Annotated in this window: 22 protein-coding genes and 6 tRNA genes; 8 read left to right on the top strand and 20 right to left on the bottom strand. The window is 61.4% G+C overall.

Going from position 1 to position 26143, the window contains the following annotated elements:
• Positions 1–130: 130 nt before the first annotated feature.
• A complete protein-coding gene (gene bkdR / locus ACK59Z_RS06325) occupies positions 131–616 on the bottom strand; it encodes a Bkd operon transcriptional regulator BkdR (RefSeq protein ID WP_003254485.1) in 486 nt (161 codons plus the stop codon).
• A gap of 198 nt (positions 617–814) precedes the next feature.
• Between bkdR and ACK59Z_RS06320 the strand changes: the two genes are divergently transcribed.
• The 4 genes from ACK59Z_RS06320 to lpdA are packed head-to-tail and all read left to right on the top strand — an operon-like array spanning position 815 to position 5761.
• The gene (locus ACK59Z_RS06320) at positions 815–2047 is read left to right on the top strand and encodes a 3-methyl-2-oxobutanoate dehydrogenase (2-methylpropanoyl-transferring) subunit alpha (protein WP_003254486.1); all 1233 of its coding nucleotides are present in this window, start codon (positions 815–817) and stop codon (positions 2045–2047) included.
• 1 nt (position 2048) lies between these two features.
• Positions 2049–3107, top strand: a complete 1059-nt coding sequence (locus tag ACK59Z_RS06315; RefSeq protein ID WP_003254487.1) for an alpha-ketoacid dehydrogenase subunit beta — start codon at positions 2049–2051, stop codon at positions 3105–3107.
• Positions 3108–4379 carry a dihydrolipoamide acetyltransferase family protein gene (locus ACK59Z_RS06310; protein ID WP_010955112.1) on the top strand — a complete coding sequence of 424 codons (1272 nt, stop codon included), beginning with the start codon at positions 3108–3110 and terminating at the stop codon, positions 4377–4379. It begins immediately after the preceding gene.
• A 2-nt stretch (positions 4380–4381) separates the two neighbouring features.
• A complete protein-coding gene (gene lpdA, locus ACK59Z_RS06305; protein WP_019750717.1) occupies positions 4382–5761 on the top strand; it encodes a dihydrolipoyl dehydrogenase in 1380 nt (459 codons plus the stop codon).
• Between the two features lie 272 nt (positions 5762–6033).
• Here lpdA and ACK59Z_RS06300 read toward each other — a convergent pair whose 3' ends face one another.
• Positions 6034–7032 (bottom strand): diguanylate cyclase, encoded by a 999-nt coding sequence (locus tag ACK59Z_RS06300; protein WP_409292634.1) that lies wholly within the window; start codon positions 7030–7032, stop codon positions 6034–6036.
• Between the two features lie 215 nt (positions 7033–7247).
• Here ACK59Z_RS06300 and ACK59Z_RS06295 point away from each other — a divergent pair, with 215 nt between their 5' ends.
• Together ACK59Z_RS06295 and ACK59Z_RS06290 are read left to right on the top strand one after the other, a co-directional pair.
• Complete coding sequence (locus tag ACK59Z_RS06295; protein WP_108192217.1) at positions 7248–7775, top strand: hypothetical protein; 528 nt, start codon at positions 7248–7250, stop codon at positions 7773–7775.
• Positions 7776–8087: 312 nt separating this feature from the next.
• Positions 8088–9470: an amino acid permease gene (locus tag ACK59Z_RS06290; protein ID WP_108192216.1), complete on the top strand. Its 1383-nt coding sequence runs from the start codon at positions 8088–8090 to the stop codon at positions 9468–9470.
• An 82-nt stretch (positions 9471–9552) separates the two neighbouring features.
• On the opposite strand, the gene ACK59Z_RS06285 is transcribed toward ACK59Z_RS06290, so the two are convergent.
• Both ACK59Z_RS06285 and phnN read right to left on the bottom strand, forming a co-directional pair.
• Positions 9553–9629, bottom strand: a tRNA-Arg gene (locus ACK59Z_RS06285).
• 111 nt (positions 9630–9740) lie between these two features.
• On the bottom strand, positions 9741–10334 hold the full coding sequence (phnN, locus tag ACK59Z_RS06280) for a phosphonate metabolism protein/1,5-bisphosphokinase (PRPP-forming) PhnN (RefSeq protein WP_047604204.1): 594 nt from the start codon (positions 10332–10334) through the stop codon (positions 9741–9743).
• A gap of 344 nt (positions 10335–10678) precedes the next feature.
• On the opposite strand from phnN, the gene ACK59Z_RS06275 reads away from it, so the two are divergent.
• On the top strand, positions 10679–11005 hold the full coding sequence (locus tag ACK59Z_RS06275) for an Arc family DNA-binding protein (RefSeq protein WP_003254499.1): 327 nt from the start codon (positions 10679–10681) through the stop codon (positions 11003–11005).
• Positions 11006–11111: 106 nt separating this feature from the next.
• Here ACK59Z_RS06275 and mgtE read toward each other — a convergent pair whose 3' ends face one another.
• Positions 11112–12554 (bottom strand): magnesium transporter, encoded by a 1443-nt coding sequence (gene mgtE / locus ACK59Z_RS06270; protein WP_003254500.1) that lies wholly within the window; start codon positions 12552–12554, stop codon positions 11112–11114.
• 193 nt (positions 12555–12747) lie between these two features.
• Here mgtE and ACK59Z_RS06265 point away from each other — a divergent pair, with 193 nt between their 5' ends.
• Complete coding sequence (locus ACK59Z_RS06265; RefSeq protein WP_127644222.1) at positions 12748–12930, top strand: hypothetical protein; 183 nt, start codon at positions 12748–12750, stop codon at positions 12928–12930.
• Between the two features lie 20 nt (positions 12931–12950).
• Here ACK59Z_RS06265 and ACK59Z_RS06260 read toward each other — a convergent pair.
• The 15 genes from ACK59Z_RS06260 to ACK59Z_RS06190 all read right to left on the bottom strand — a co-directional run bounded on the left by ACK59Z_RS06260 (position 12951) and on the right by ACK59Z_RS06190 (position 26104).
• A tRNA-Arg gene (locus ACK59Z_RS06260) sits at positions 12951–13027 on the bottom strand.
• Between the two features lie 73 nt (positions 13028–13100).
• Positions 13101–13177, bottom strand: a tRNA-Arg gene (locus tag ACK59Z_RS06255).
• Positions 13178–13251: 74 nt separating this feature from the next.
• Positions 13252–13328: transfer RNA gene (locus ACK59Z_RS06250), tRNA-Arg, on the bottom strand.
• Positions 13329–13399: 71 nt separating this feature from the next.
• Positions 13400–13476, bottom strand: a tRNA-Arg gene (locus ACK59Z_RS06245).
• A gap of 106 nt (positions 13477–13582) precedes the next feature.
• Positions 13583–13673: transfer RNA gene (locus ACK59Z_RS06240), tRNA-Ser, on the bottom strand.
• 72 nt (positions 13674–13745) lie between these two features.
• Positions 13746–13934, bottom strand: a complete 189-nt coding sequence (gene csrA, locus ACK59Z_RS06235; RefSeq protein ID WP_003254503.1) for a carbon storage regulator CsrA — start codon at positions 13932–13934, stop codon at positions 13746–13748.
• Between the two features lie 167 nt (positions 13935–14101).
• Complete coding sequence (locus tag ACK59Z_RS06230) at positions 14102–15337, bottom strand: aspartate kinase (RefSeq protein ID WP_003254504.1); 1236 nt, start codon at positions 15335–15337, stop codon at positions 14102–14104.
• A 102-nt stretch (positions 15338–15439) separates the two neighbouring features.
• Complete coding sequence (alaS, locus tag ACK59Z_RS06225) at positions 15440–18064, bottom strand: alanine--tRNA ligase (protein WP_029611822.1); 2625 nt, start codon at positions 18062–18064, stop codon at positions 15440–15442.
• A 384-nt stretch (positions 18065–18448) separates the two neighbouring features.
• The gene (gene astE, locus ACK59Z_RS06220; RefSeq protein WP_003254507.1) at positions 18449–19456 is read right to left on the bottom strand and encodes a succinylglutamate desuccinylase; all 1008 of its coding nucleotides are present in this window, start codon (positions 19454–19456) and stop codon (positions 18449–18451) included.
• 10 nt (positions 19457–19466) lie between these two features.
• Positions 19467–19757: a topoisomerase II gene (locus ACK59Z_RS06215; protein ID WP_003254508.1), complete on the bottom strand. Its 291-nt coding sequence runs from the start codon at positions 19755–19757 to the stop codon at positions 19467–19469.
• 14 nt (positions 19758–19771) lie between these two features.
• On the bottom strand, positions 19772–21121 hold the full coding sequence (gene astB / locus ACK59Z_RS06210; RefSeq protein ID WP_004577068.1) for an N-succinylarginine dihydrolase: 1350 nt from the start codon (positions 21119–21121) through the stop codon (positions 19772–19774).
• Between the two features lie 23 nt (positions 21122–21144).
• Positions 21145–22608, bottom strand: coding sequence for a succinylglutamate-semialdehyde dehydrogenase (astD, locus tag ACK59Z_RS06205; protein WP_004577069.1), 1464 nt, complete (start codon positions 22606–22608; stop codon positions 21145–21147).
• The gene (gene astA, locus ACK59Z_RS06200) at positions 22609–23637 is read right to left on the bottom strand and encodes an arginine N-succinyltransferase (RefSeq protein ID WP_003254513.1); all 1029 of its coding nucleotides are present in this window, start codon (positions 23635–23637) and stop codon (positions 22609–22611) included.
• A 78-nt stretch (positions 23638–23715) separates the two neighbouring features.
• Positions 23716–24735: an arginine/ornithine succinyltransferase subunit alpha gene (gene aruF, locus ACK59Z_RS06195; protein WP_108192215.1), complete on the bottom strand. Its 1020-nt coding sequence runs from the start codon at positions 24733–24735 to the stop codon at positions 23716–23718.
• Between the two features lie 148 nt (positions 24736–24883).
• Positions 24884–26104 carry an aspartate aminotransferase family protein gene (locus ACK59Z_RS06190; RefSeq protein ID WP_409292630.1) on the bottom strand — a complete coding sequence of 407 codons (1221 nt, stop codon included), beginning with the start codon at positions 26102–26104 and terminating at the stop codon, positions 24884–24886.
• Between the last annotated feature and the right edge of the window lie 39 nt (positions 26105–26143).

Here is a 26143-nt window from a genome sequence, read left to right as displayed (position 1 = left end):
GCTGAGCGGTGCTCATGACGCTTGTCCTTGTTGTTGTAGGCTGACAACAACATAGGCTGCGGGTGTTTAAAATATCAAGCAGCCTATATAGGTGTCTGTGTCACCCGCGAACAGGCCGGCACAGCCCCCCCTACTCCCGCAAGGTCATGCCATTGGCCGGCAACGGCAACGCCGTCTTGTAGCGCACCTGCTTCAGGGCAAAACTCGAACGAATATTGGCCACCCCCGGCAAGCGCGTCAGGTAATCGAGAAACCGCTCCAGCGCCTGGATGCTCGGCAGCAGCACCCGCAACAGGTAATCCGGGTCCCCGGTCATCAGGTAGCACTCCATCACCTCGGGCCGCTCGGCGATCTCTTCTTCAAACCGATGCAACGACTGCTCCACCTGTTTTTCCAGGCTGACATGGATAAACACATTCACATCCAGCCCCAGCACCTCAGGCGACAGCAAGGTCACCTGCTGGCGGATCACCCCCAGCTCTTCCATGGCCCGCACCCGGTTGAAACAAGGCGTGGGCGACAGGTTCACCGAGCGTGCCAGCTCGGCATTGGTGATGCGGGCGTTCTCTTGCAGGCTGTTGAGAATGCCGATATCAGTACGATCGAGTTTGCGCATAAGACAAAATCACCGGTTTTTTGTGTTTATGCGGAATGTTTATCTGCCCCGCTCAGCAAAGGCAATCAACTTGAGAGAAAAATTCTCCTGCCGGGCCACTAAGATGTAGGTGACGCTGACTTACCAGTCACAAGCCGGTACTCAGCGGCGGCCGCTTCAGAGCTCACAAAAACAAATACCCGAGCGAGCGTAAAAAGCATGAACGAGTACGCCCCCCTGCGTTTGCATGTGCCCGAGCCCACCGGCCGGCCAGGCTGCCAGACCGATTTTTCCTACCTGCGCCTCAACGATGCAGGTCAAGCCCGTAAACCCGCGATCGATGTCGATGCTGCCGACACTGCCGACCTGTCCTACAGCCTGGTCCGCGTGCTCGACGAGCAAGGCGACGCGCAAGGCCCCTGGGCCGAAGACATTGACCCGCAGATCCTTCGTCAAGGCATGCGCGCCATGCTCAAGACGCGGATCTTCGACAGCCGCATGGTGGTTGCCCAGCGCCAGAAGAAGATGTCCTTCTACATGCAAAGCCTGGGCGAAGAAGCCATCGGCAGCGGCCAGGCGCTGGCGCTGAACCGCACCGACATGTGCTTCCCGACCTACCGCCAGCAAAGCATCCTGATGGCCCGCGACGTGTCGCTGGTCGAGATGATCTGCCAACTGCTGTCCAACGAGCGCGACCCCCTCAAGGGCCGCCAGTTGCCGATCATGTACTCGGTGCGCGAAGCCGGCTTCTTCACCATCAGTGGCAACCTGGCGACCCAGTTCGTGCAGGCGGTCGGCTGGGCCATGGCATCGGCGATCAAGGGCGATACCAAGATCGCCTCGGCGTGGATCGGTGACGGCGCTACTGCCGAGTCAGACTTCCACACCGCCCTCACCTTTGCCCACGTATACCGCGCCCCGGTCATCCTCAACGTGGTCAACAACCAGTGGGCCATTTCCACCTTCCAGGCCATCGCCGGTGGCGAGTCGACCACCTTTGCCGGCCGTGGCGTGGGTTGCGGTATTGCTTCGCTGCGGGTTGACGGCAACGACTTCGTCGCCGTGTACGCCGCCTCGCGCTGGGCTGCCGAGCGCGCCCGCCGCGGCCTGGGCCCAAGCCTGATCGAGTGGGTCACCTACCGTGCCGGCCCGCACTCGACGTCGGACGACCCCTCCAAGTACCGCCCTGCCGATGACTGGAGCCACTTCCCGCTGGGTGACCCGATCGCCCGCCTGAAGCAGCACCTGATCAAGATCGGCCACTGGTCCGAAGAAGAACACCAGGCCGTCACGGCCGAGCTCGAAGCTGCGGTGATTGCCGCACAGAAAGAAGCCGAGCAGTACGGCACCCTGGCTAACGGGCACATCCCGAGCGCCGCCTCGATGTTCGAGGATGTGTACAAGGAGATGCCCGAACACCTGCGCCGTCAACGCCAGGAACTGGGGGTTTGAGATGAACGACCACAACAACAGCATCAACCCGGAAACCGCCATGGCCACCACTACCATGACCATGATCCAGGCCCTGCGCTCGGCCATGGATGTCATGCTTGAGCGCGACGACAATGTGGTGGTGTACGGCCAGGACGTCGGTTACTTCGGCGGCGTGTTCCGCTGCACCGAAGGCCTGCAGAACAAGTACGGCAAATCGCGCGTGTTCGACGCGCCCATCTCCGAGAGCGGCATCGTCGGTACCGCCGTGGGCATGGGTGCCTATGGCCTGCGCCCGGTGGTGGAGATCCAGTTCGCCGACTACTTCTACCCGGCCTCCGACCAGATCGTCTCCGAGCTGGCCCGCCTGCGTTACCGGTCGGCCGGCGAGTTCATTGCCCCGCTGACCCTGCGCATGCCTTGCGGCGGCGGCATCTATGGCGGCCAGACTCACAGCCAGAGCCCGGAAGCGATGTTCACCCAGGTCTGCGGCCTGCGCACCGTGATGCCGTCCAACCCTTATGACGCCAAAGGCCTGCTGATTGCCTCGATCGAATGCGACGACCCGGTAATCTTCCTGGAGCCCAAACGCCTGTACAACGGCCCGTTCGATGGCCACCACGACCGCCCTGTAACCCCGTGGTCGAAGCACCCGCACAGCGCCGTGCCCGACGGCTATTACACCGTACCGCTGGACAAGGCCGCCATTACCCGCCCTGGCAATGACGTGACCGTGCTGACCTACGGCACCACGGTGTACGTGGCCCAGGTGGCCGCCGAAGAAAGCGGCGTCGATGCCGAAGTGATCGACCTGCGCAGCCTGTGGCCGCTGGACCTGGACACCATCGTCGAGTCGGTGAAAAAGACCGGCCGTTGCGTGGTGGTGCACGAGGCCACCCGCACCTGCGGCTTCGGTGCCGAGCTGGTGGCGCTGGTGCAGGAGCACTGCTTCCACCACCTGGAGGCGCCGATCGAGCGCGTCACCGGCTGGGACACCCCCTACCCTCACGCACAGGAATGGGCTTACTTCCCCGGCCCTTCGCGGGTAGGTGCGGCACTGAAAAAGGTCATGGAGGTCTGAATGGGCACGCACGTCATCAAGATGCCGGACATTGGCGAAGGCATCGCGCAGGTCGAGTTGGTGGAATGGTTCGTCAAGGTCGGCGACATCATCGCCGAGGACCAGGTGGTGGCCGACGTCATGACCGACAAGGCCACTGTGGAAATCCCCTCGCCGGTCAGCGGCAAGGTGTTGGCCCTGGGTGGCCAGCCCGGGGAAGTGATGGCGGTCGGTAGCGAACTGATCCGCATCGAAGTGGAAGGCAGCGGCAACCATGTGGACGTGCCTCAGCCAAAACCGGTAGAGGCCCCGGCCGCCCCGATTGCAGCCAAGCCGGAACCGCAGAAAGACGTAAAACCCGCCGTGTACCAGGCGCCCGCCAACCACGAAGCTGCGCCCATCGTGCCGCGCCAGCCGGGCGACAAGCCGCTGGCCTCGCCGGCCGTGCGCAAACGCGCCCTGGACGCCGGTATCGAACTGCGTTATGTGCATGGTAGCGGCCCGGCCGGGCGCATTCTGCACGAAGACCTCGACGCCTTCATGAGCAAGCCGCAAAGCAATGCCGGGCAAGCACCTGATGGTTATGCCAAGCGCACCGACAGCGAGCAGGTGCCGGTGATCGGCCTGCGCCGCAAGATCGCCCAGCGCATGCAGGACGCCAAACGCCGGGTCGCGCACTTCAGTTATGTCGAGGAAATCGACGTCACCGCCCTGGAAGCCCTGCGCCAGCAACTCAACAGCAAGCACGGCGACAGCCGCGGCAAACTGACCTTGCTGCCATTCCTGGTGCGCGCCCTCGTCGTGGCGCTGCGTGACTTCCCGCAGATCAACGCGACCTACGACGACGAAGCGCAGATCATCACCCGCCATGGCGCGGTCCATGTGGGCATTGCCACCCAAGGTGACAACGGCCTGATGGTACCGGTGCTGCGCCACGCCGAAGCGGGCAGCCTGTGGGCCAATGCCGGCGAGATTTCGCGCCTGGCCAACGCGGCACGTAACAACAAGGCCAGCCGTGAAGAGCTGTCCGGCTCGACCATTACCCTGACCAGCCTTGGCGCCCTGGGTGGCATTGTCAGCACGCCGGTGGTCAACACCCCGGAAGTGGCAATCGTCGGGGTCAACCGCATGGTCGAACGACCGGTGGTGATTGATGGCCAGATCGTCGTGCGCAAGATGATGAACCTGTCCAGCTCGTTCGACCACCGCGTGGTCGATGGCATGGACGCTGCCCTGTTCATCCAGGCCGTGCGTGGCCTGCTCGAACAACCCGCCTGCCTGTTCGTGGAGTGAGCATGCAACAGATTATCCAGACTACCCTGTTGATCATCGGCGGCGGCCCTGGCGGCTATGTAGCAGCCATCCGCGCCGGGCAACTGGGCATTCCTACCGTACTGGTGGAAGGCCAGGCACTGGGCGGCACCTGCCTGAACATCGGCTGCATCCCGTCCAAGGCGCTGATCCACGTGGCCGAGCAGTTTCACCAGGCCTCGCGCTTTACCGAACCCTCGCCGCTGGGCATCAGCGTGGCTTCGCCGCGCCTGGACATCGGCCAGAGCGTCACCTGGAAGGACGGCATTGTCGACCGTCTGACCACCGGTGTTGCCGCCCTGCTGAAAAAGCACGGGGTGAAAGTGGTGCATGGCTGGGCCAAGGTACTGGACGGCAAGCAGGTCGAGGTCGATGGCCAGCGTATCCAGTGCGAGCATCTGTTGCTGGCGACCGGTTCCAGCAGTGTCGAACTGCCGATGCTGCCGCTGGGTGGCCCGGTGATTTCCTCGACCGAAGCCCTGGCGCCGAAAGCCCTGCCGCAACACCTGGTGGTGGTCGGCGGTGGCTATATCGGCCTGGAGCTGGGCATTGCCTACCGCAAGCTGGGTGCACAGGTGAGTGTGGTGGAAGCGCGCGAACGCATCCTGCCGACCTACGACAGCGAATTGACCGCCCCGGTGGCCGAGTCGCTGAAGAAACTGGGCATCGCGTTGCACCTGGGCCACAGCGTCGAGGGCTACGAAAATGGCTGCCTGCTGGCCAGCGACGGCAAGGGTGGGCAACTGCGCCTGGAGGCCGACCAGGTACTGGTGGCCGTTGGCCGCCGGCCACGCACCAAGGGCTTCAACCTGGAATGCCTGGACCTGAAGATGAACGGCGCCGCCATTGCCATCGACGAGCGCTGTCATACCAGCATGCACAACGTCTGGGCCATCGGCGACGTCGCTGGCGAACCAATGCTGGCGCACCGGGCCATGGCCCAGGGCGAGATGGTCGCCGAAATCATCGCCGGCAAGGCTCGACGCTTCGAGCCGGCAGCGATTGCCGCCGTGTGCTTTACCGACCCGGAAGTGGTGGTGGTCGGCAAGACCCCGGAACAAGCCAACCAGCAGGGCCTGGACTGCATCGTCGCGCAGTTCCCGTTTGCCGCCAATGGCCGGGCCATGAGCCTGGAGTCAAAAAGCGGTTTCGTGCGGGTAGTGGCGCGCCGTGACAACCACCTGATCGTGGGTTGGCAGGCGGTTGGCGTGGCGGTCTCCGAGCTATCCACCGCGTTTGCCCAATCGCTGGAGATGGGCGCGTGCCTGGAAGATGTGGCCGGCACCATTCATGCCCACCCCACGTTGGGTGAAGCGGTGCAAGAAGCCGCCCTGCGCGCGTTGGGCCACGCCTTGCATATCTGACACTGAAGCGGCCGAGGCCGATTTGGCCCGCTGCGCCGAGAGGCGCTGCGGGTCTTTTTTCATTCAGGTCATCCAAGCCTCCAGAAAACAGCGCGCTCTTTGAGGGGCTAGTGTGGTGTTTTGCAAATACGGCCAATAACTCGCGAGCGATTTTTGCGCTCAGGCAAGGCGTCGCGACGAGTCGTAGCCCAGCTACGGCGAGGAGCGACAACGCCGCATGAGCGCAAAAAGCGCCGCGAATTATGGTCGTTATTTGTGAAACACCACACTAGCTACTCGGCAATTGCGTTCTTGCCTGTCCCCTTGGCCCTGTAGAGTGCCTTGTCGGCACGCGCCAGCAGCGCGTGCTGGTCCTCCCCTTCCAGCCATTGCACCACGCCATAGCTCATGGTCAGCCGGCAATCACCCACCGGCTCCACCTGCTCCAGCACCTGGCGCAAGCGCGCCGCCACATCCAGCGCCTCCCCCAATGCGGTCTGCGGCAGCACGATGACGAACTCGTCGCCGCCCCAGCGCGCCAGCAGGTCCAGTTCGCGCAAGCAGGTGCGCAGGCTTTCGGCCACCCGGACCAGCGCCGCATCGCCACGGGCGTGACCGTAGCGGTCGTTGATCGGTTTGAAATCATCCATGTCCATGGCGATCAGCGACAACGGCTGGCGGAAGCGCTGGGCGCGCTGGCACTCCCGCTGCAACGCGCTCTCCAGCCGGTAACGGTTGGCAACACGGGTCAACGCATCGCGTTCGGCCAATTCACGGTTTTCGTCCAGTTGCCGCTGCAACTGCTGGTTCACCCAGGACAACTCACGGGTGCGTTCGGCCACCTGAAATTCCAGCGACTGGTTCTTCTGTTCCAGTTGCGTCACCAAGCGCTTGCCAGCGTCGATATTGCGATGCGCACCCAGCATGCGTGCCACGGAACCGTCCTTGTTATGCGCGATGACGTAGCCGCTGTCTTCGATCCAGATGTAGCTGCCGTCCTGACAACGGCAACGGTATTCAATGCGGTAGCGCTCGTTGCGCTGATTGATATAGGCCTCGAAATGGGCCATTACCCGGGGGTAGTCTTCGGGATGGATCACGCTTTCCCAGGTAAATACCGAGTTGGCCATGGAGTGGCTGGCATAACCCAGCATGCTGTACCAGCCCGGGTTGCGATAAACGTAGCCGGTATTGGCATTCCAGTCCCAGATGCCATCACTGATCAAATCGAACAAGGTGTGCAATTGCTGTTCACTGAAGCCGGCAGGTACCGGCCGGGTTTCTTGACTCATGGACGCTCTCCCTGATGCCCAGCAACTGCGCTCCGATCAAGGGGCTGCCGACAGTGGTGTTGATTGCCGCGAGCGGCAAGATGATGCCTATCACGGGCAAGCATATGCCCACCCGTGTGCAACCGAAATAGCGCCAACGCCCTGATTTCGGCCGGCACAGCGCTGGCATGGCTTTTGCGCTTGGTACCTGCCAACGAGATTTCCAAGGAGGAAACATGATAATCGCCCCGAACGGCGTCAGCTGGCAGCCCACGCTCCATCAGCCTCGGTCCACCAGCGATGAGCAGGCAGTGGCCCAGATTGCGCCTGTCCGCACGCCAATATCCACCGCCAACACGGCGAGCCAACAGCAGAATGGAGGCAGCACCGCTCAGCAAAACGCAGAGGATGCTCGTGCAGAAGCCTTTGCCAAATTCAAGGTGATACTGCAAAACCTGAGCTCTGCGACCACCGAGCCGGTCATCGGAGAACCCCTGCCGCCCAAGACTGCCCGGCAGGAATTTCAAGACTTCATGTCCAAGTCGCCCGGCGAGATGATCAAGGAAAAACTGCTGCGTGAAATAGGCTTGACCGAAGAAGAGTACGACGCCCTGCCGCCCGAAATGAAAGCAAAGGTCGACGAGTTGATCGCCCAGCGCATGAAAGAAGACATCAAGCGCAAGATCGAGGAGAAAGCGCAAGAGCAGGTCGCCAAGGTGGACGGCGGCGTGGATGAAGAGCAACAAGCGGCAAGCCCGGTGTGAGGGAATGCCAGCGGCCGGTAAGGAGAGCGCCGCGGTTCGTCCAAGGCGCCCCAGCCTGAGCGGTTTGAAGGCGTGCGGTGGCGTCGATGTTCAGGTGGTGCATGGCTTCGTCAACTGCAACGCTAACGGGGCCATCACCGGTCTCAGGAAAAATCGGCAGGATGTTGTGCAGAGAATTCGTTTGAGGTCCTTGGCCTTATTGTCCAGGGTGGCAGGCTGGTAGCTATTTGCCACGCGTGGACGCAGGCGCATGACGATGCCTGCGTAGGGGGACGATGTCGGATCCCTCCTAAAATAAGAGAGGACAAGGAAATGCAATCACACGGTTTGAAGCAAAGCCTCAAGCAGCGGCATATCACCATGATCGCGCTGGGTGGGGTGATCGGTGCAGGGCTGTTCATGGGCTCGGGCTCACTGATCGCATCGGCAGGGCCCGCGGCCATACTGTCGTATTTCATTGGTGGCCTGGTGGTCACCCTGGTCATGTTCATGCTGGGCGAAATGGCCTGCCGCAACCCGGATGCAGGGTCGTTCTCGACCTACGCCAACACCTACCTCGGTGACTGGGCAGGGTTTGCGGTCGGCTGGCTGTACTGGTTCAAGTCGATGATGACCATCACCCTGGAAGCGGTACTGCTGGGCGCCATCCTGCATGACTTCCTGCCCTGGCTACCGATCTGGGCAGGTGCCTTCCTGATGCTGGTGACACTCATGGCCAGCAACGCCTACTCGGTGCGTTCGTTTGCCGAAGTCGAGTATTGGCTGGCCGCGATGAAGGTCGCCACCATCCTCATCTTCATGCTGCTGGGCGTCTCGATCCTGCTCGGCCTGCACAGTGAGATTCCCGCCCCCGGCCTGATCAACCTCACCGCCCATGACGGCTTCATGCCCAACGGCCTGTCACCGGTGATGGCCGGCGTTATCGTGGTGATTTTCTCCTTGGGCGGCAGCGAAATTGCCGCTGTGGCCGCGGGTGAGTCAGAGAACCCGCGACAGAACGTGATCCGTGCGATCAAGAGCGTGATCCTGCGGGTGATGCTGTTCTACGTAGGCTCTGTGTCGATCCTGATCCTTTGCCTGCCCTGGACCGACAAGGCCAACCTGGCCTCGCCCTATGTTTCGCTGTTCAGCCTGGCCGGGTTCGGTGGTGCTGCAGTGGCCATGAAACTGGTGCTGTTCGTCTCGTTCATGTCGGTGATGAACTCGTTCATGTTCTCCAACTCGCGCATGCTGTTCTCGCTGAGCCAGCGCGGTCACGCGCCCAAGCTGTTCTCACGCACCAGTGCCAAGGGCGTACCGATCAATGCACTGCTGCTGAGCCTGTCGATCTGCACGATGATCCTGACCGTGCACTTTGTCAGTGGCGGCGACCTGTTCATGACCTTGGCCAAGAGTACCGGCAGCCTGGTCATGGTCGTATGGATCTTCATCATCATCGCCCACGTGGCGATGCGCAGGAAAACCCGCCACGAAGCGGTCGCCCCAAACGCCTTCCGTGCCTGGCTGTTCCCCTACACCAATATCATTGCGCTGTTCGCCTTGCTGGCAGTCATCGGCACCCAGGCGTTCGACCCGGCATCGCGTTTCCAATTCTGGTTCACGGTGCTGACGGTACTGCTGGTGGTGGCGGGGTACTTCCTGATGCGCCAGCGGCTGGCCCCAAGCGCGGCGTTATGCCACGAACGTGATGCATGACAGCGCTGGCCAAGCGCAGGTGCTGTCAACAGCAGCACGACGGCGACAAAGGCGACGGAGACAATAATGGGAATGACGAGAATGGCGTCCCAGGCAGGAATTGAACCTGCAACCTTCCCCTTAGGAGGGGGATGCTCTATCCAATTGAGCTACTGAGACGCTACGACCGGCAGCGAGCGCTGCACAGCGGGATGGCCAGCATGTTAACCAGCATGCTGGCGTTTGTCATGCCTCAACTGGGCTTTTTCGCGTAATCCTTTTCTGCCGCTGCTATCCCCGCGGTAGCACGCCCTGATGGCGAAGCAGCGAAACAAATGCGGCGACCGCCGCCTGCAGTGTGGAAGAATTATCCAGCACATGCACCGACGGGTCGGCTGCAGCTTGCAAGCGTGCGCTGCGCGCCAGGCGCTGCTCCACTTCTTCTGCAGTTTCCCGGCCCCGGGCCAGCAAGCGCTGGCGCAGCACCTCAGGCTTGACCTCGACCAACACGGCCAACAAATCCGGGTAGCGCTGACGGGCTTCTGGCAGATAAGCCCGCGAGCCATTCACCAGCACTGCCCTCCCCGCCGCCAACCACTGGTCCACCTGCCGGGGTATGCCATAGTCCAGGCCATTGGCCCGCCAGTGCATGGCAAACGCACCCTGCGCACGCAAGGTATCAAACTGCTCAGGCGTGACCCCTTGGGCAGCTTCGCCTTTGGCTTCGGCCGAACGGGTGATGACCCGGCGGGCAATTTCTACCCCGGCGAGGGCCAGTTGCTCACGCGAAGCGTCGATCAGGGAGTCTTTCCCGGAACCCGACGGCCCAACCAGAAATATCAACCGGCCCGTCCCTGATCGGCGGTCGCTTGCGTCATGTTGCATAGCCACTATGCTCTATGGAGAGAACCGGCGCATTCTAGGGCTTTTCTGGGCATTTTTCTGCGTTTTACCGATTATTGACGGCAAAAGACTGACGGCCAGGCTAGCCAGAGCATGTAAAACTTTTCAAACCAGTGCTCATTTCTGATAATTGGTACTGGCATAAAGCCTTTATCCGGCTCACTATTTGTCACATAATTGACGCCAAGCAAACGGCGACCATGAGGCAAGATGAGCATCCATTTTTCACTGGCGGTTGAACATTTTGTCGTCGCCACGGTCGTACTTCCATCCCGTGCGGCCAATTTGAGAACCGCTTCCCCTGAACCAAACTCTGGTCAATTTATATGCGCCCAATGAAACAGGCTATTTATTCGAGCCGCACCGCTGACAAGTTCGTCGTCCGCCTGCCAGACGGAATGCGTGAGCGCATTGCCGAGGTAGCGCGCAACCACCACCGCAGCATGAACTCCGAGATCATTGCACGCCTGGAGCAGAGCCTTATCCAGGAAGGTGCGCTGGGTGACGAACTGAGCATGCGCCTGGACAGCCCTGAGCTATCCCTGCATGAGCGCGAGTTGCTGCAGCGTTTCCGCCAACTGTCCCACCGCCAGCAGAACGCCCTGGTCGCCCTCATCGCTCACGATGTGGAAATGGCCGCAGACGCTTCCTGAGGCCTGCAGCGAACACAAAAAAGCCAGCGTAAGCTGGCTTTTTTGTGGATGACTGATTGGCAGCAAAGGCATTTCCCTGTGGGACGTTCCCACAGGGAGGATGGGCTTACAACAGGAACAGCGTCGCCAGCCCAAGGAAGATGAAGAAACCACCGCTGTCGGTCACAGCAGTGATCATCACGCTCGCCCCCATCGCAGGGTCGCGCCCCAGGCGAGCCAATGTCATCGGGATCAGCACGCCCATCAGCGCTGCCAACAACAAGTTCAAGGTCATCGCTGCAGTCATCACCACCCCCAGCGACCAGCTGCCATACAGCCAGAAAGCCACCGCACCAATCACTCCGCCCCAAACCAGGCCGTTGATCAGCGACACCGCCAATTCCTTGCGCATCAAGCGGCTGGTATTGCCTGGCGACACTTGGTCCAGGGCCATGGCGCGGACGATCATGGTGATGGTCTGGTTACCAGAGTTGCCACCAATACCCGCAACGATCGGCATCAACGCAGCCAACGCCACCAGCTTTTCAATCGAACCTTCGAACAACCCGATCACTCGCGAAGCAACGAACGCGGTAATCAGGTTGATGGCCAGCCACGCCCAACGGTTGCGGAACGAACGCCAGACCGAGGCGAAAATATCTTCCTCTTCACGCAGACCCGCCATGTTGAGGACTTCGCTCTCGCTTTCCTCACGGATCAGGTCAACCATTTCGTCGATGGTCAGACGGCCGATCAGGCGTTCGCTCTTGTCCACCACCGGGGCGGATACCAGGTCATAACGCTCGAAAGCCTGCGCTGCATCGTAGGCATCTTCCTCGGGCTGGAAGGAGACAGGGTCGGTCGCCATGACCTCCGCCACCTTCTTCTCCGGGTCGTTGACCAGCAGGCGCTTGATCGGCAATACCCCCTTGAGGATGCCGTCGTAATCAACCACGAACAATTTGTCGGTGTGGTTCGGCAATTCTTTCAGGCGGCGCAGGTAGCGCAGCACCACTTCCAGGCTGACATCTTCGCGGATGGTGACCATCTCGAAGTCCATCAGCGCACCGACCTGCTCCTCGTCATAGCTCAGCGCCGAACGCACCCGCTCGCGCTGCTGGGCATCGAGGGTTTCCATCAGCTCGTGAACAACGTCACGCGGCAGCTCTGGGGCGAGGTCGGCCAGTTCGTCGGCGTCCATCTCCTTGGCGGCAGCCAGCAGCTCGTGATCGTCCATGTCGGCGATCAGCGATTGGCGAACCGAATCGGAAACTTCCAGCAGGATGTCGCCATCGCGCTCCGAGCGCACCAGCTGCCAGACCGTCAGGCGATCTTCCAGGGGCAAGGCTTCGAGGATGTAGGCGATGTCGGCGGGGTGCAGGTCATCGAGCTTGCGCTGCAGCTCGACGAGGTTCTGGCGGTGGACCAGGTTTTCCACCAGGTCATTGTGCGCGCCTTCCTGGCGATGGGTCAGGTCTTCGACCATGCGCTGACGCTGCAGCAGTTCGACCACCTGGGCCAGGCGATCCTGCAGGCTTTCTTGCGCTTTTTTAACTTCTACTTCGGTCATAGGCGAACTCCACTCCCAGCAGCGGAGCACGCCGAGGGAATCAATCGGTCAGATCTTTCTGTATGAATCGTGTTAGCGAGTAACTACTGGGTAAGTCCATGGTGGTTTTCCACAAGCCCCGGCGGGGCTGACGGGCGCAATCATACACTGCTAAAGCTGTCAGATCGCTTAAATTTTTGGCCAGAACAATCGTTTGCGTGATAAAGCTGGGACAACGCTCGAAGCTATCAGTGCGACGGTTGTTGTGGATGAGAAAGCACATTTGATTTTTGAGGCCGCTCAGCGGCTCAAGACTACACCGCAATCATTACAGAAGAGCGTAGATCGACAGGCTCAAGAATTCATTGGCGCACAAACAAAAAGCCCGCTCTATTGAGCGGGCTTTTTGATGGGGTATGGCGGACTCAGCAGGATTCGAACCTGCGACCGCTCGGTTCGTAGCCGAGTACTCTATCCAGCTGAGCTATGAGTCCGTGGTGGTAGTTTTAGACCAGATTACCACTGGTTGACTGAAGTAGCTTTGCAAGCAGAACCACTTCAAGAAAGTGGCGGACTCAGCAGGATTCGAACCTGCGACCGCTCGGTTCGTAGCCGAGTACTCTATCCAGCTGAGCTATGAGTCCGCGATTGGCAGTTTTAAACCAGATTACCGCTGGTTGACTGAAATGGCTTTGCAAGCAGAACCACTTCAAGAAAGTGGCGGACTCAGCAGGATTCGAACCTGCGACCGCTCGGTTCGTAGCCGAGTACTCTATCCAGCTGAGCTATGAGTCCGCGATTGGCAGTTTTAGACCAGATACCGCTGGTTGATTGAAGCAGCCTTGCAAACAAAGCCACTTCAAAAGTGGCGGACTCAGCAGGATTCGAACCTGCGACCGCTCGGTTCGTAGCCGAGTACTCTATCCAGCTGAGCTATGAGTCCGTGTCTTGCCGCGCATTATAGGTCGCTGAAACATTTTTGCAAGAAGCTTTTCGTTATAAAACAACTACTTAGCGTTCCTACCGTTTACAGCGCCCTACGCAAATAATGGCGGTGAAGGGGGGATTCGAACCCCCGATACCCTTATGAGGTATACTCCCTTAGCAGGGGAGCGCCTTCGGCCACTCGGCCACCTCACCGCAACACGAGGCGAATATTAAAGAACCTCTTTCACCTTTGCAACCCTTTTTTTGAAAAAAACTTCAAAAAAATTAAAGGCTTGGCTCTTCATCCTTCTCCTTCTTGATCCGCAGGTAGATTTCCTCGCGGTGAACTGCCACTTCTTTCGGGGCGCTCACGCCAATACGCACCTGGTTGCCTTTGACGCCAAGCACCGTCACGGTGATCTCGCCGTCTCCAATGATCAGGCTCTCGGCGCACCGACGAGTCAGAATCAACATAGCTTTCTCCTTACGCAAAACATTCAGGGGTAACAGTCTTGGATATCGGGCCCGGGTCGCGGACGACGACCATGGCCCCGGTTACTCGCCGCACAAGGCAGGACAGGACCTGCGCGGCGAGCAGAAACGCGAAGGGCGCGGCAAGCCGCGCCCTTCCAGGCAGCGCCTTACTCGCCCTGTCGGGCAGGAGCATCCAGATCGAACGCGGTATGCAGCGCGCGCACGGCCAGCTCCAGGTACTTCTCTTCGAGCACCACCGAAACCTTGATCTCGGAAGTGGAGATCATCTGGATGTTGATGCTCTCCTTGGCCAGGGCTTCGAACATGCAGCTGGCAACACCGGCGTGCGAACGCATGCCGACGCCGACGATCGAGACCTTGGCGATCTTGGTGTCGCCGATCACTTCACGGGCACCGATTTCGCGCGCAGTGTTTTCCAGCACGCTCTGCGCCTTCTCGTACTCGTTGCGGTGCACGGTGAAGGTGAAGTCGGTGGTGTTATCGTGAGCAACGTTCTGCACGATCATGTCGACTTCGATGTTCGAAGCGCTGATCGGGCCGAGGATCTTGAAGGCCACGCCCGGGGTATCCGGCACGCCGCGAATGGTCAGCTTTGCTTCATCACGGTTGAAGGCGATACCGGAAATGATCGGCTGTTCCATGGATTCCTCTTCATCAATGGTAATGAGGGTACCCGGACCCTCCTTGAAGCTGTGCAGCACGCGCAGCGGAACGTTGTACTTGCCGGCGAACTCCACCGAACGGATCTGCAGCACCTTGGAACCAAGGCTGGCCATTTCCAGCATCTCTTCGAAGGTGATCTTCTCCAGGCGACGAGCCTGTGGCACGACGCGCGGATCGGTGGTGTAGACGCCATCGACATCAGTGTAGATCTGGCACTCATCAGCCTTCAGCGCTGCCGCCAGGGCCACGCCGGTGGTATCAGAGCCACCACGACCCAGGGTAGTGATGCTGCCGTGCTCGTCGACACCCTGGAAGCCTGCAACCACGACCACGCGACCTTCCTTGAGGTCGGCACGAATCTTCTGGTCGTCGATTTGCAGAATGCGCGCCTTGTTGTGCGAGCTGTCGGTGAGAATACGCACCTGGTTGCCGGTGTAGGACACCGCTGGCACACCACGCTTGATCAAGGCCATGGTCAGCAGGGCAATGGTGACCTGCTCACCCGTCGACACGATCACGTCCAGTTCACGAGGAACCGGCTGATCGGTGATCTGCTTGGCCAAGTCGATCAGGCGATTGGTTTCACCGCTCATGGCCGACAGCACAACCACCAGGTCGTCGCCCGCTTCACGGTGTTTCTTGACCTTTTCGGCTACCTGCTCGATCCGCTCGATGGAACCGACAGAGGTGCCGCCAAATTTCTGTACGATCAACGCCATTTCAATGGTGCCTCAGCCCATACAGGGCCCCAAAAAACAATCCAACATGAAGGGGTGGACGGGAGTGGCCTGTGTGGCCACTAGACCCTCCACCCCCTCATCTCAAAGTCCCTGCTCTGCGAATGGCACGGCCAGCGCCAGGGCCTGGTCCAGGGCAGCGACGTCGACGCCACCACCCTGGGCCATGTCCGGACGGCCGCCGCCCTTGCCACCCACCGCCGCAGCGGCTTGTTTCATCAGATCGCCAGCCTTGAGTTGGCTGGAGAGGTCCTTGGTCACGCCGGCCACCAGCACAACCTTGCCCTCATGCTCGCTGCCCAGCAGGATCACTGCGTGGCCGAGCTTGTTCTTCAGCTGATCGACCAGGGCCAGCAGGGCCTTGCCATCCTGCCCATCCAGGCGGGCGGCGAGGACCTTGGCACCCTTGACCTCAACGGCCGCGTTGGAGAGATCGTCCCCGGCGGCGCTGGCGGCCTTGGCCTGCAGCTGTTCCAGCTGCTTCTCCAGCTGGCGGTTGCGCTCAAGCACAGCCGACAGCTTGTCGATCAGGTTGTCGCGGTTACCCTTGACCAGTTGTGCGGCTTCCTTGACCTGCTCTTCGGCAGCGTTCAGGTAAGCCAGCGCAGCGGCACCGGTTACGGCTTCGATACGGCGCACGCCAGAGGCTACGCCGCCTTCGCTGATGATCTTGAACAGGCTGATGTCACCGGTGCGCTTGGCGTGGATACCGCCGCACAATTCCACCGAAAAATCACCGCCCATGCTCAGCACACGCACGGTGTCGCCGTATTTCTCGCCGAACAGCGCCATTGCGCCTTTGGCCTTGGCAGTTTCGATGTCGGTCAGTTCGGTTTCAACCGGGGTGTTCTTGCGAATCTCGCGGTTGACGATGTCTTCCAGCTGCTTGATCTGCTCCGGCTTCACCGCTTCGAAGTGGCTGAAGTCGAAACGCAGGCGCTGGCTGTCGACCAGCGAGCCCTTCTGCTGTACATGCTCGCCCAGTACCTGGCGCAATGCTTCGTGCAGCAGGTGGGTGGCGGAGTGATTCAACGAGGTGGCGTGCTGTACGTCGGCATCGACCTTGGCCTCGACGGGCGAACCGATCAGCAGCGCACCGCTGGCCACCACGCCGTGGTGCAGGAAGGCGCCGCCGGTCTTGGTGGTATCACGCACGTCGAAGCGTGCAGCACCCGCCTGCAGGAAGCCGCTGTCACCGACCTGGCCACCGGACTCGGCGTAGAACGGCGTGCGGTCGAGCACCACAACGCCCTGCTCGCCTTCACCCAGCTGGTCAACGGATTGGCCGTCCTTGTACAGGGCGATGATCTTGCCCTGGCCCTCGGTGGTGTCGTAACCGAGGAACTCGGTGGCGCTGTCGACCTTGACCAGGCTGTTGTAATCCATGCCGAAGGCGCTGGCGGAACGGGCACGCTCACGCTGGGCGTCCATTTCACGCTCAAAGCCGGCTTCGTCGATAGTCAGTTCACGCTCACGGGCGATGTCGGCAGTCAGGTCCATCGGGAAGCCATAGGTGTCATACAGCTTGAACACCACGTCGCCCGGTACCACATCGCCTTTCAGCTGGGCCAGGTCTTGCTCGAGGATGCGCAGGCCCTGCTCCAGGGTCTTGGCGAACTGCTCTTCTTCGGCCTTGAGCACGCGCTCGATGTGCGCTTGCTGGCTCTTCAGCTCCGGGAAGGCTTCGCCCATTTCAGCGGCCAGTGCGGCAACGATCTGGTAGAAGAAGCTGCCCTTGGCGCCCAGCTTGTTGCCGTGACGGCAAGCGCGGCGAATGATGCGGCGCAGCACGTAGCCACGGCCCTCGTTGGACGGCAGCACGCCGTCGGCAATCAGGAAGCCGCACGAACGGATGTGGTCGGCGACCACTTTCAGCGAGGCCTGGCCGTCATTGCTGCAACCGATGGCCTTGGCTGCGGCAGCCAGCAGGTTCTGGAACAGGTCGATCTCGTAGTTCGAATGCACGTGCTGCAGCACGGCGCTGACGCGCTCCAGGCCCATGCCGGTGTCCACCGACGGCGCTGGCAGCGGGTGCAACACACCGTCGGCTGTGCGGTTGAACTGCATGAAGACGTTGTTCCAGATCTCGATGTAGCGGTCACCGTCTTCTTCTGGCGAGCCAGGTGGGCCACCCCAGATATCCGGGCCGTGATCGTAGAAGATCTCGGTGCATGGGCCGCACGGGCCGGTATCGCCCATGGTCCAGAAGTTGTCGGAGGCGTACGGGGCGCCCTTGTTATCGCCAATGCGCACCATGCGCTCGGCCGGCACGCCGACTTCCTTGGTCCAGATGTCGTAGGCTTCGTCGTCGGTGGCGTAGACGGTGACCCAGAGCTTTTCCTTGGGCAGGTTCAGCCACTGCTCAGACGTCAGGAAGGTCCAGGCGAAGGTAATGGCATCGCGCTTGAAATAGTCGCCGAAGCTGAAGTTGCCCAGCATTTCGAAGAAGGTGTGGTGACGCGCGGTGTAACCGACGTTTTCCAGGTCGTTGTGCTTGCCACCGGCACGCACGCACTTCTGGCTGCTGACAGCACGCGTGTAGGCGCGCTTCTCCGCACCGAGGAAGCAGTCCTTGAACTGGTTCATGCCTGCGTTGGTGAACAGCAGGGTCGGGTCGTTGTTCGGGATCAGCGAACTGGAGGCGACTCGGGTATGTCCCTGCTCTTCGAAGAAGCGAAGGAAGGCTTCACGGATTTCTGCGCTTTTCATAGGTTCTTCCACGGAAACGGCGGCCCTGTTGGGCAAACGCGTCGACGAAACGACGGCAAAGGGCCGCATTATATCGGTCCTGCAGTCTTGATGCAGTGTGTTTATACGATAGAAGCCATCGTTTGGACGGTTTTTCGGGCTATGCAAACGAAAACGACATGACCGGATGCTAAATCCTGTGTTTCGCCACTGGCAAGCCAATTACCGCTTAAGGGAGGGGAAAAGGGAACAGGCGGTGAATTAAAAGGTTTTCATCATGGATAGGATCCGAAACTGTGTCGCCTGGTTCGCGGGTAAACCCGCTCCTACAAGGTAAGTGCAAGGCCTTAATGTGGCGCCGTGCCCGTAGGAGCGGGCTCACCCGCGAAACAGGCGACACCGCTCTCACCCCAGCCGCTGCCCCGAATCCGGCACGATCAGAATGCCGGCGCGCAGGCCGTTCCTGACCTTGGGATTGGGGAAGATGATGCGCGCACCCTCCTCCTCGACTACCCAGCGCATCTCGGCCAGGTCTTCAGCCAGCAGGTAACCCTTGCTCAGCTCGGAGAAGTTTTCGATGTCCGCCGGCAGGTGCAGGTGGAAGCTGTCGCTGTGCTTGATGATTTCGCGGGAAACACTGAACAGCTGCAGGCCATCCAGCGAACTTTCGTTTTCGGGCTCGGTAGCCTCGATGATGCGGATCAGCCGCTCTTCGAGCTTGTCGAGGTTCACCTGCTCGTTCTGGCCGAACGGGCGGGCCTTGCCCAACTCCAGGGTGAAAGCTTCAGCCTCAAGCTGTTCGTAGGTGAAAGCACTGAAGGTGATGGACGACTTGCTTTGCAGCAGCACCGCCTCCATACCTGCCGCCGCCAGGCGCGCCAGCTCACGACGGGAGTGCTTGCGCCCCTCTTTATAAGGGTACAAGGCAAATTGCTCGATCTTCGAACCGCGGATGGCAGTATGCAGGTCGTAATGCAGGCGGTTGCGCCCCGGCTTGCTGAAGAACACCCGGGCGAACTGTTCAAGCTCGGCAGCACGCAGTGCTTCGAACCCGCTGGACAGCTCATGGCGACCATTGAACAAGCGGTTGATGTCCTGTTCGATAAAGCGCTCGCCCTTGCGGATCGCCGCCGGGTTGCCGAACAGGAACAGCACCCGTGCCCTGGGTTTGATCTTGCCGTTGGCCACGCCATGCAGCAGCCGCTCGAGCAATTCGATCGGCGCTGTTTCGTTGCCATGAATGCCGGCGGACAACAGCAAGTCCAGCCCGCAATCTTCGCTTTCGGCCGGACGCACTTCGAGCGCGCCCTCCCCCAGCCATCGCAAACGCGCGCCCCCGGGTGTCACTTGGGTCTTCTCAGCCGGTTCGTGAGCGGTGAGGGTCAGCTCAAGCAATTTGCCAAGGGCGAGCATAGGTGCTTCCTTAGTGGTGGTGACCGCAGTCAGGGCCATGAACGTGATCGTCGTCTTCGCCAAGTTCTGCCGGTTCCATTTCCAGCTGCAGGCTGACCAGATTGGTGGCCATCGGGCGCAGCAGCAAGTTGGCATACTCGGTGTCGTCTTCCTCGACATCCACGCCGATCAGCAACTGGCCACGGCCATCCTGCTGAATCCACACTTCCTTGCCTTGCCAGACCACAGCAAAGCGGGTGCAGGAAGTTTCCAGCTGGGTGCCGTCTTCATCTTCGAGGATCAGGCGCAAGGCGTCGGTCATTACAGAGTCTCTCTTCAAGGTTGGCGTTGGAACGGATACACCGAGCCCAACTTCAGGATCTGGGTCAATTCGTCCAGTGCCGTACGGCATTCCACCAGCAGTTGCGGGTCAGCCAGGTCTGCTTCGCCAAGGCGATCGCGGTAGTGCCTGTCGACCCACTGCAGCAGCGTGTCATACAGCGGGGCCGTCATGATAACGCCTTGGTTGACGGCTGCCAGTTCCGCTTCTTTCAAAGCCACGCGCAGACGCAGGCAGGCGGGGCCGCCGCCGTTTTGCATGCTTTGCTTGAGGTCGAATACCTTGACCTCCTTCACCGGGCCTCCCTGGCTGGTCAGCTGACCCAGATAGGCCCAGACCCGCTCGTTGTTGCGGCACTCTTCCGGCACGACCAGCAGCATGGAACCATCGTCGCGGCTGAGCAGCTGGCTGTTGAACAGGTAGGAACGCACCGCGTCCTCCACCGCCACCGCGGCCCTGGGCACGCAGATGGCCTGGAAGTTGCCACCCTTGCTGGCCAGTTTAGCTCGCAGTTGCCCAAGTACCGCGTCGGTCTCGAGAAACGCGTCCTCGTGGTAGAACAGCACCTCGCCGTTACCGACCGAAATCACATCATTGTGGAACACACCCTGGTCGATCACCGCCGGGTTCTGTTGAGCGTAGACCACACCGTCATCGCTCAGGCCGTGCAGCCGGGCCACAGCTTGCGAGGCCTCCAGGGTTTGTCGGGCCGGGTACTTCTGTGGCGCGGGGTAACGGCTGTCGAAGGCACTGCGGCCGTAGACAAAAAATTCCACGCCAGCCTCGCCATAGGCGCGGCAGAAGCGCGTGTGGTTGGCCGCGCCCTCGTCACCGAACTGTGCCACGGCAGGCAGCGCAGCGTGGTGGGCAAAGTGTTTCTCGTTGTTGAACATGGCGCCCAGCACGCGGCTGGTGGTCGGGTGTTCGATGCTGCGGTGATATTTGCAGTTGAGGTTGGCGGCAGTGAAGTGCACGCGACCGTCAGCAGTGTCGGCACTCGGGCTGACTGTCGCGGCGTTGGCCACCCACATGCTCGAGGCCGAGCAACTGGCCACCAGCAACGGCATGGCCTCGCGGGCGGCGCGCTGGATAACGTCGGCATCGCTACCACTGAACCCCAGGCGGCGCAGCGCCGCCACGTCCGGGCGCTCTTGTGGCGCCAGAACACCCTGCTTGAAGCCCATGTCGGCCAGCGCTTTCATCTTCGCCAGGCCCTGGCGCGCGGCCTCACGCGGGTTGGACGCCTGCTGGCTGTTGCTCTGCGAAGCCACGTTACCGTAAGACAGGCCGCCATAGTTGTGGGTAGGCCCCACCAGGCCATCAAAATTCACTTCATAGGATTTCATCGGCTAGGCTCCGTGACCTGTTGTTATAGGGTGACGCCCGGCGTCAGGGTCGCCGGCAAGGCAAGGCTGGCGGTCTCCAGCGAAGCCACGGGGTAAGCGCAGTAGTCGGCCGCGTAATAGGCGCTGGCGCGATGGTTGCCACTGGCACCCACACCACCGAACGGCGCGCTGCTGGCAGCCCCCGTCAGCTGCTTGTTCCAGTTGACGATGCCAGCGCGACTGCGCAACCAGAAGTACTGGTAGCGGGCCCGCGAATCAGACAGTAAGCCGGCGGCCAGGCCATACTGGGTGTTATTGGCTTCATCGATGGCAGCATCGAAGTCGGCGTAGCGGATCACCTGCAACAGCGGGCCGAAAAACTCTTCGTCCGGGCGGTCAGCCACGGCGGTGACATCGACAATGCCCGGGGTCAGCAGTGCAGCATCGGCCTGCGGCTGAGTCATTTCCAGCAGTTTCACGCCACCTTTGGCGGCCAGTTCAACCTGGGCGGCAAGCAGCGCCCGAGCCGCCTGCAGCGAAATCACCGACCCCATGAAAGGCGCCGGCTGTTCATCGAACGCCCCCACCGTGATGGTTTTGCACACTTCGACCAGGCGCGCGATCAGCGCATCGCCCCAGGCGCCTTGCGGCACCAGCAGGCGCCGCGCGCAGGTGCAACGCTGGCCGGCGGAAATGAACGCCGACTGGACAATGGTATACACCGCCGCATCGAGGTCCTTGACCTCGTCCACCACCAGCGGGTTGTTACCCCCCATTTCCAGGGCCAGGATCTTGTCTGGGCGGCCTGCGAACTGTTGATGCAGCAGGTTGCCGGTGCGGCTGGAGCCGGTGAAGAACAGGCCATCGATACCTGGGTTGGCGGCCAGCGCCACACCGGTTTCGCGTGCGCCCTGCACCAGGTTCAGTACCCCCGCCGGCAGGCCGGCAGCAATCCAGCAGTTGACGGTAAGCTCAGCGACCTTGGGGGTGAGCTCGCTGGGCTTGAACACCACGCAGTTGCCTGCCAGCAGCGCCGGCACGATATGGCCATTGGGCAGGTGCCCGGGGAAATTGTAAGGGCCGAACACCGCCACGACGCCGTGAGGCTTGTGCCGCAGAACAGCCGTGGCATCGGCCAGCGGACCACTCTTTTCGCCGGTGCGCTCGCGGTAGCTCTGTACTGAAATCGCCACCTTGTTGATCATACTGGTGACTTCAGTCGCAGATTCCCACAGCGGCTTCCCAGTTTCCTCGCCAATGCACTGGGCCATGGCTTCGGCATGCACTTTCAGCTGCGCGGCAAACTTCTCCAGCACATCGATACGTGCCTCCAGGCTCAATTGCGCCCAGGCCGGAAAGGCCTGCCGCGCAGCCTGCACGGCAGCGTCGACCTGGCTGGCGTCAGCGCCCTGCCCTTGCCAGATCACGGCCTGGGTCACCGGGTTGAGCGACTGCAGGGTTTCGCCCTGGCCGGCCTGCCAATTGCCTGCGATGTAATGCGTGGTCATTTACTGGGCCTCCCGGCTGGCCGACAGCGGCACCGCGCGGACATTGTCGCCGACGCCCATGCGCAGGCGCTTGGCGGTCAACGGGTCGACCACCAGGGTGCCGGCGGCCAACCGTGCAGGTGCAGCAGTGATGCGGCAATCGTCGCGCTTGCGGTTGTGGATGATGAAAGGGGTCGCGTCATCGCCTGGCGTACCTACCGCCAGCACCAGGGTCTGGCTCTCGCGCACGGCGCGGATCTTGGCAGTGTCACACTCGATGGCCGGGCCGGCATCGAAGATGTCGACGTAGCCCTGGTAGTTGAAGCCTTCCTGCTTGAGCATGGCCAGCGCCGGCTCGGTGTCTTTGTGCACACGGCCGATCACACTGCGCGCCGCTTCGGACAGGAAGCAGGTGTACAGCGGGAACTTGGGCATCAGTTCGGCGATGAACGACTTGTTGCCCACGCCGGTGAGGTAATCGGCCTGGCTGAACTCCATCTTGAAAAAATGCCGGCCCAGGCTTTCCCAGAACGGCGAACGGCCCTGCTCGTCAGACATGCCGCGCATTTCGGCAATGATCTTCTTGCCGAACAGCTCGGGGAACTCGGCAATGAACAGCATGCGCGCACGCGACAGCAGGCGGCCATTGAGGCCCGAGCGGTAGTCGCTACGCAGGAACAGCGAGCACAGCTCGGAGTTGCCGGTCAGGTCGTTGGCCAGGAACAGCGTCGGGATTTCGCGGTAGATCTTCAGCTCCTGCGAAGCGCTGACAGTCAGGCCGACCCGGTAGTTGTACCAAGGCTCACGCAGGCCGACGGCGCCGGCGATGGCACTGATACCCACCACCAGACCTTCGTCGTTTTCCAGCACGAACAGGTAATCGGTGTCGCCACGCTCGGCTTCGCCACGAAAGCTTTTTTCCGCCCAACCAACGCGATGCCCCAGGCGCTCTTCGTTGGCCGGCAGCGTGGTCAGCCCGGTGGTGCCGGTGCTGCGTGCCAATTCGATCAACGCAGGCAAATCGCTGCTGCGTACAGGACGAACGATCATGCTATCTCCTTGTGCGGCGGCATCGGCCGGCGCGAAACTCTGCTAACGCATCAATCCCGAAACGTCTGTTGCCAGACCTCAAACCGCGACCAGGCGCACGCTGGCGCCCTCGCCCACGCCCAGCGCGTCGGCTGCTGCCACGCTCAGGCTGACCGGCTTGCCAGGCACCCAGTCCAGGTCCAGCAACACCGCGCGGTAGTCCTGCAACAGGCCGTTGCACACCAGGTACGGGCGACCGCCTTTGGCCGGGGCCTCCTCGATCTTCACCGGCACCACCCGGCTCTGGGCGATCGAGCGGATGCCAGAGGTGCGCGCATGCAGGGTCGGGCCGCCGTCGAAGATGTCGATGTAGTGCTCGGTCTCGAAGCCTTCGCGCATGAGTATGTCGAAGGTGATCTGTGCCCGCGGATGCACCTGGCCCATGGCTTCCTGCGCCAGGTCTGGCAACAACGGCACGTAGATCGGGTAGTGGGGCATCAGCTCCGCGAGAAAGGTACGGCTCTTCAGGCCGCACAGGCGCTCGGCGTCGGCATAGTTGAGGTCGAAGAAATTGCGGCCGATGGCATCCCAGAACGGCGATTCACCCTGCTCGTCGCTGAAGCCGACGATTTCGGTCACCACCGAATCGGCAAAGCGCTCCGGGTGCGCAGCCATAAACAGCAGCCGGCCGCGCGAGTTGAGCTCGGCCCAGCCACTGTTCACCAAATCCGGCGCCACATAGAAACTGGTCAGCAGGCTGTTGCCGGTCAGATCGTGGCACAGCGACAGCACATGGATCTTGTTGTGTATCTTCAGCTCGCGTGAGGCGTGCACGAATGTTTCGTTACGAAAACTGTAGAACGGCTCGGAGTACCCGGCCGAAGCGACGATGGCCGAGCAGCCGGCCAACTTGCCTGTTTCACTGTCTTCGAGCACGAAAAAGTAACTCTCTTCACCGTTGAAGCTGACCTCGGCGGCGAAGGATGTCTCAGAGGCGGCAATCTTGTCGCCCAGACGAGCAGTGTCGTCCGGCAGCGAGGTGACACCAATGGGGCTGTCTGCAGCCATGCGCTGCACGTCGTTCAGATCAGCCATTTGCGCGGGGCGCATCACCAGCATGGTGTCACTCCTTTGGAATACGGGCCATTCACGTCGGCACGGAAAAACGGCAGGCACCCAGGCACCTGCACTGGAATCGGGTATCGCCGGTCCCGGCGTAGCCTCGGGTTGAGGCTGCGCCGGGACCGGCGAAAGGACCGCTGGCGGATCAGCCTTTGGTCAGTGTGGCCACAGCGCGTTCGAAGCGGTCCAGGCCTTCGTCGATGTCAGCGTCTTCAACCACCAGGCTTGGCGCGAAGCGGACGACATCCGGGCCGGCCTGCAGCACCATCACGCCTTCTTTCTCGGCAGCATTGAGCACGTCCTTGGCCTTGCCTTTCCAGGCCTCGGTCAAGACGCAGCCCAGCAGCAAGCCGACGCCACGCACCTGGCTGAACAGGTTGTACTGCTGGCCGATCTGCTCCAGGCGGGTTTTGAAGCGCTCGTGCTTAGCCTTGATACCGGCCAGGGTTTCCGGGGTATTGACCACATCCAGCACCGCGCAGGCAACGGCGCAGCCCAGCGGGTTGCCGCCATAGGTGGTGCCGTGGGTGCCAACGGCCAGGTGCTTGGCCAGCTCGGTGGTGGTCAGCATGGCGCCAATCGGGAAGCCGCCGCCCAGGCTCTTGGCACTGGTCAGAATGTCCGGGGTCACGCCGTAGTGCTGGTAGGCATACAGCGAGCCGGTACGGCCCACGCCAGTCTGCACTTCGTCGAAGATCAGCAGCGCATTATGCTCGTCACACAGCTTGCGCGCGCCTTCCAGGTAGGCCTTGTCGGCCGGCACCACGCCGCTCTCGCCCTGGATCGGCTCGATCACCACGGCGCAGGTCTTGTCGGAAATCTGTACCTTCAACGCTTCCAGGTCGTTGTACGGCACATGGCTGATACCGGTGATCTTCGGGCCAAAGCCATCGGAGTACTTCGGCTGGCCACCCACGCTGACGGTAAACAGGGTGCGACCGTGGAAGCTGTTCACGGTGGCGATGATTTCGTGCTTTTGCGGACCGAAGCGGTCATGAGCCACACGACGGGCCAGCTTGAAAGCGGCCTCGTTGGACTCGGCGCCGGAGTTGCAGAAGAACGCGCGGTCGGCAAAGGTGGCGTCCACCAGCTTGTGGGCCAGGCGCAGGGCCGGCTCGTTGGTGAACACGTTGGAGACGTGCCAGAGGGTGTTGGCCTGTTCAGTCAGGGCCTTGACCAGTGCCGGGTGGCAGTGGCCCAGGGCATTGACCGCGATGCCGCCGGCAAAGTCGATCAACTCGCGACCCGACTGGTCCCAGACGCGGGAACCCTCGCCTCGCACAGGAATGAAGGCCGCCGGAGAATAGTTGGGGACCATCACCTGGTCGAAATCGGCACGTTGCACCGGGGCTTGCTCAACGGACATCTGAGTCTCCTGAAGAGGAACGCTGGCCTGGAAGTGGCG

Source organism: Pseudomonas sp. KCJK9058, assembly GCF_046230975.1.
In the GTDB taxonomy this organism is placed as follows: Bacteria; Pseudomonadota; Gammaproteobacteria; order Pseudomonadales; family Pseudomonadaceae; genus Aquipseudomonas; species Aquipseudomonas alloputida.
The sequence above is the reverse complement of the archived record's forward strand: the minus strand, read 5'-3'. Positions and strand labels throughout refer to the sequence as shown.

Coding starts and splice junctions, on each gene's coding strand:
- ACK59Z_RS06215 (WP_003254508.1), bottom strand. CDS start 19,757: ATGACCGACGCCTTGCGCCTGATCCTCGAAGATGAAGACGGCACCCAG.
- ACK59Z_RS06310 (WP_010955112.1), top strand. CDS start 3,108: ATGGGCACGCACGTCATCAAGATGCCGGACATTGGCGAAGGCATCGCG.
- alaS (WP_029611822.1), bottom strand. CDS start 18,064: ATGAAAAGCGCAGAAATCCGTGAAGCCTTCCTTCGCTTCTTCGAAGAG.
- ACK59Z_RS06315 (WP_003254487.1), top strand. CDS start 2,049: ATGAACGACCACAACAACAGCATCAACCCGGAAACCGCCATGGCCACC.
- ACK59Z_RS06275 (WP_003254499.1), top strand. CDS start 10,679: ATGCGCCCAATGAAACAGGCTATTTATTCGAGCCGCACCGCTGACAAG.
- bkdR (WP_003254485.1), bottom strand. CDS start 616: ATGCGCAAACTCGATCGTACTGATATCGGCATTCTCAACAGCCTGCAA.
- astA (WP_003254513.1), bottom strand. CDS start 23,637: ATGATCGTTCGTCCTGTACGCAGCAGCGATTTGCCTGCGTTGATCGAA.
- lpdA (WP_019750717.1), top strand. CDS start 4,382: ATGCAACAGATTATCCAGACTACCCTGTTGATCATCGGCGGCGGCCCT.
- ACK59Z_RS06190 (WP_409292630.1), bottom strand. CDS start 26,104: ATGTCCGTTGAGCAAGCCCCGGTGCAACGTGCCGATTTCGACCAGGTG.
- csrA (WP_003254503.1), bottom strand. CDS start 13,934: ATGTTGATTCTGACTCGTCGGTGCGCCGAGAGCCTGATCATTGGAGAC.
- aruF (WP_108192215.1), bottom strand. CDS start 24,735: ATGCTGGTGATGCGCCCCGCGCAAATGGCTGATCTGAACGACGTGCAG.
- astD (WP_004577069.1), bottom strand. CDS start 22,608: ATGACCACGCATTACATCGCAGGCAATTGGCAGGCCGGCCAGGGCGAA.
- astE (WP_003254507.1), bottom strand. CDS start 19,456: ATGCTCGCCCTTGGCAAATTGCTTGAGCTGACCCTCACCGCTCACGAA.
- ACK59Z_RS06300 (WP_409292634.1), bottom strand. CDS start 7,032: ATGAGTCAAGAAACCCGGCCGGTACCTGCCGGCTTCAGTGAACAGCAA.
- mgtE (WP_003254500.1), bottom strand. CDS start 12,554: ATGACCGAAGTAGAAGTTAAAAAAGCGCAAGAAAGCCTGCAGGATCGC.
- ACK59Z_RS06230 (WP_003254504.1), bottom strand. CDS start 15,337: ATGGCGTTGATCGTACAGAAATTTGGCGGCACCTCTGTCGGTTCCATC.
- phnN (WP_047604204.1), bottom strand. CDS start 10,334: ATGCAACATGACGCAAGCGACCGCCGATCAGGGACGGGCCGGTTGATA.
- ACK59Z_RS06320 (WP_003254486.1), top strand. CDS start 815: ATGAACGAGTACGCCCCCCTGCGTTTGCATGTGCCCGAGCCCACCGGC.
- ACK59Z_RS06290 (WP_108192216.1), top strand. CDS start 8,088: ATGCAATCACACGGTTTGAAGCAAAGCCTCAAGCAGCGGCATATCACC.
- astB (WP_004577068.1), bottom strand. CDS start 21,121: ATGAAATCCTATGAAGTGAATTTTGATGGCCTGGTGGGGCCTACCCAC.
- ACK59Z_RS06295 (WP_108192217.1), top strand. CDS start 7,248: ATGATAATCGCCCCGAACGGCGTCAGCTGGCAGCCCACGCTCCATCAG.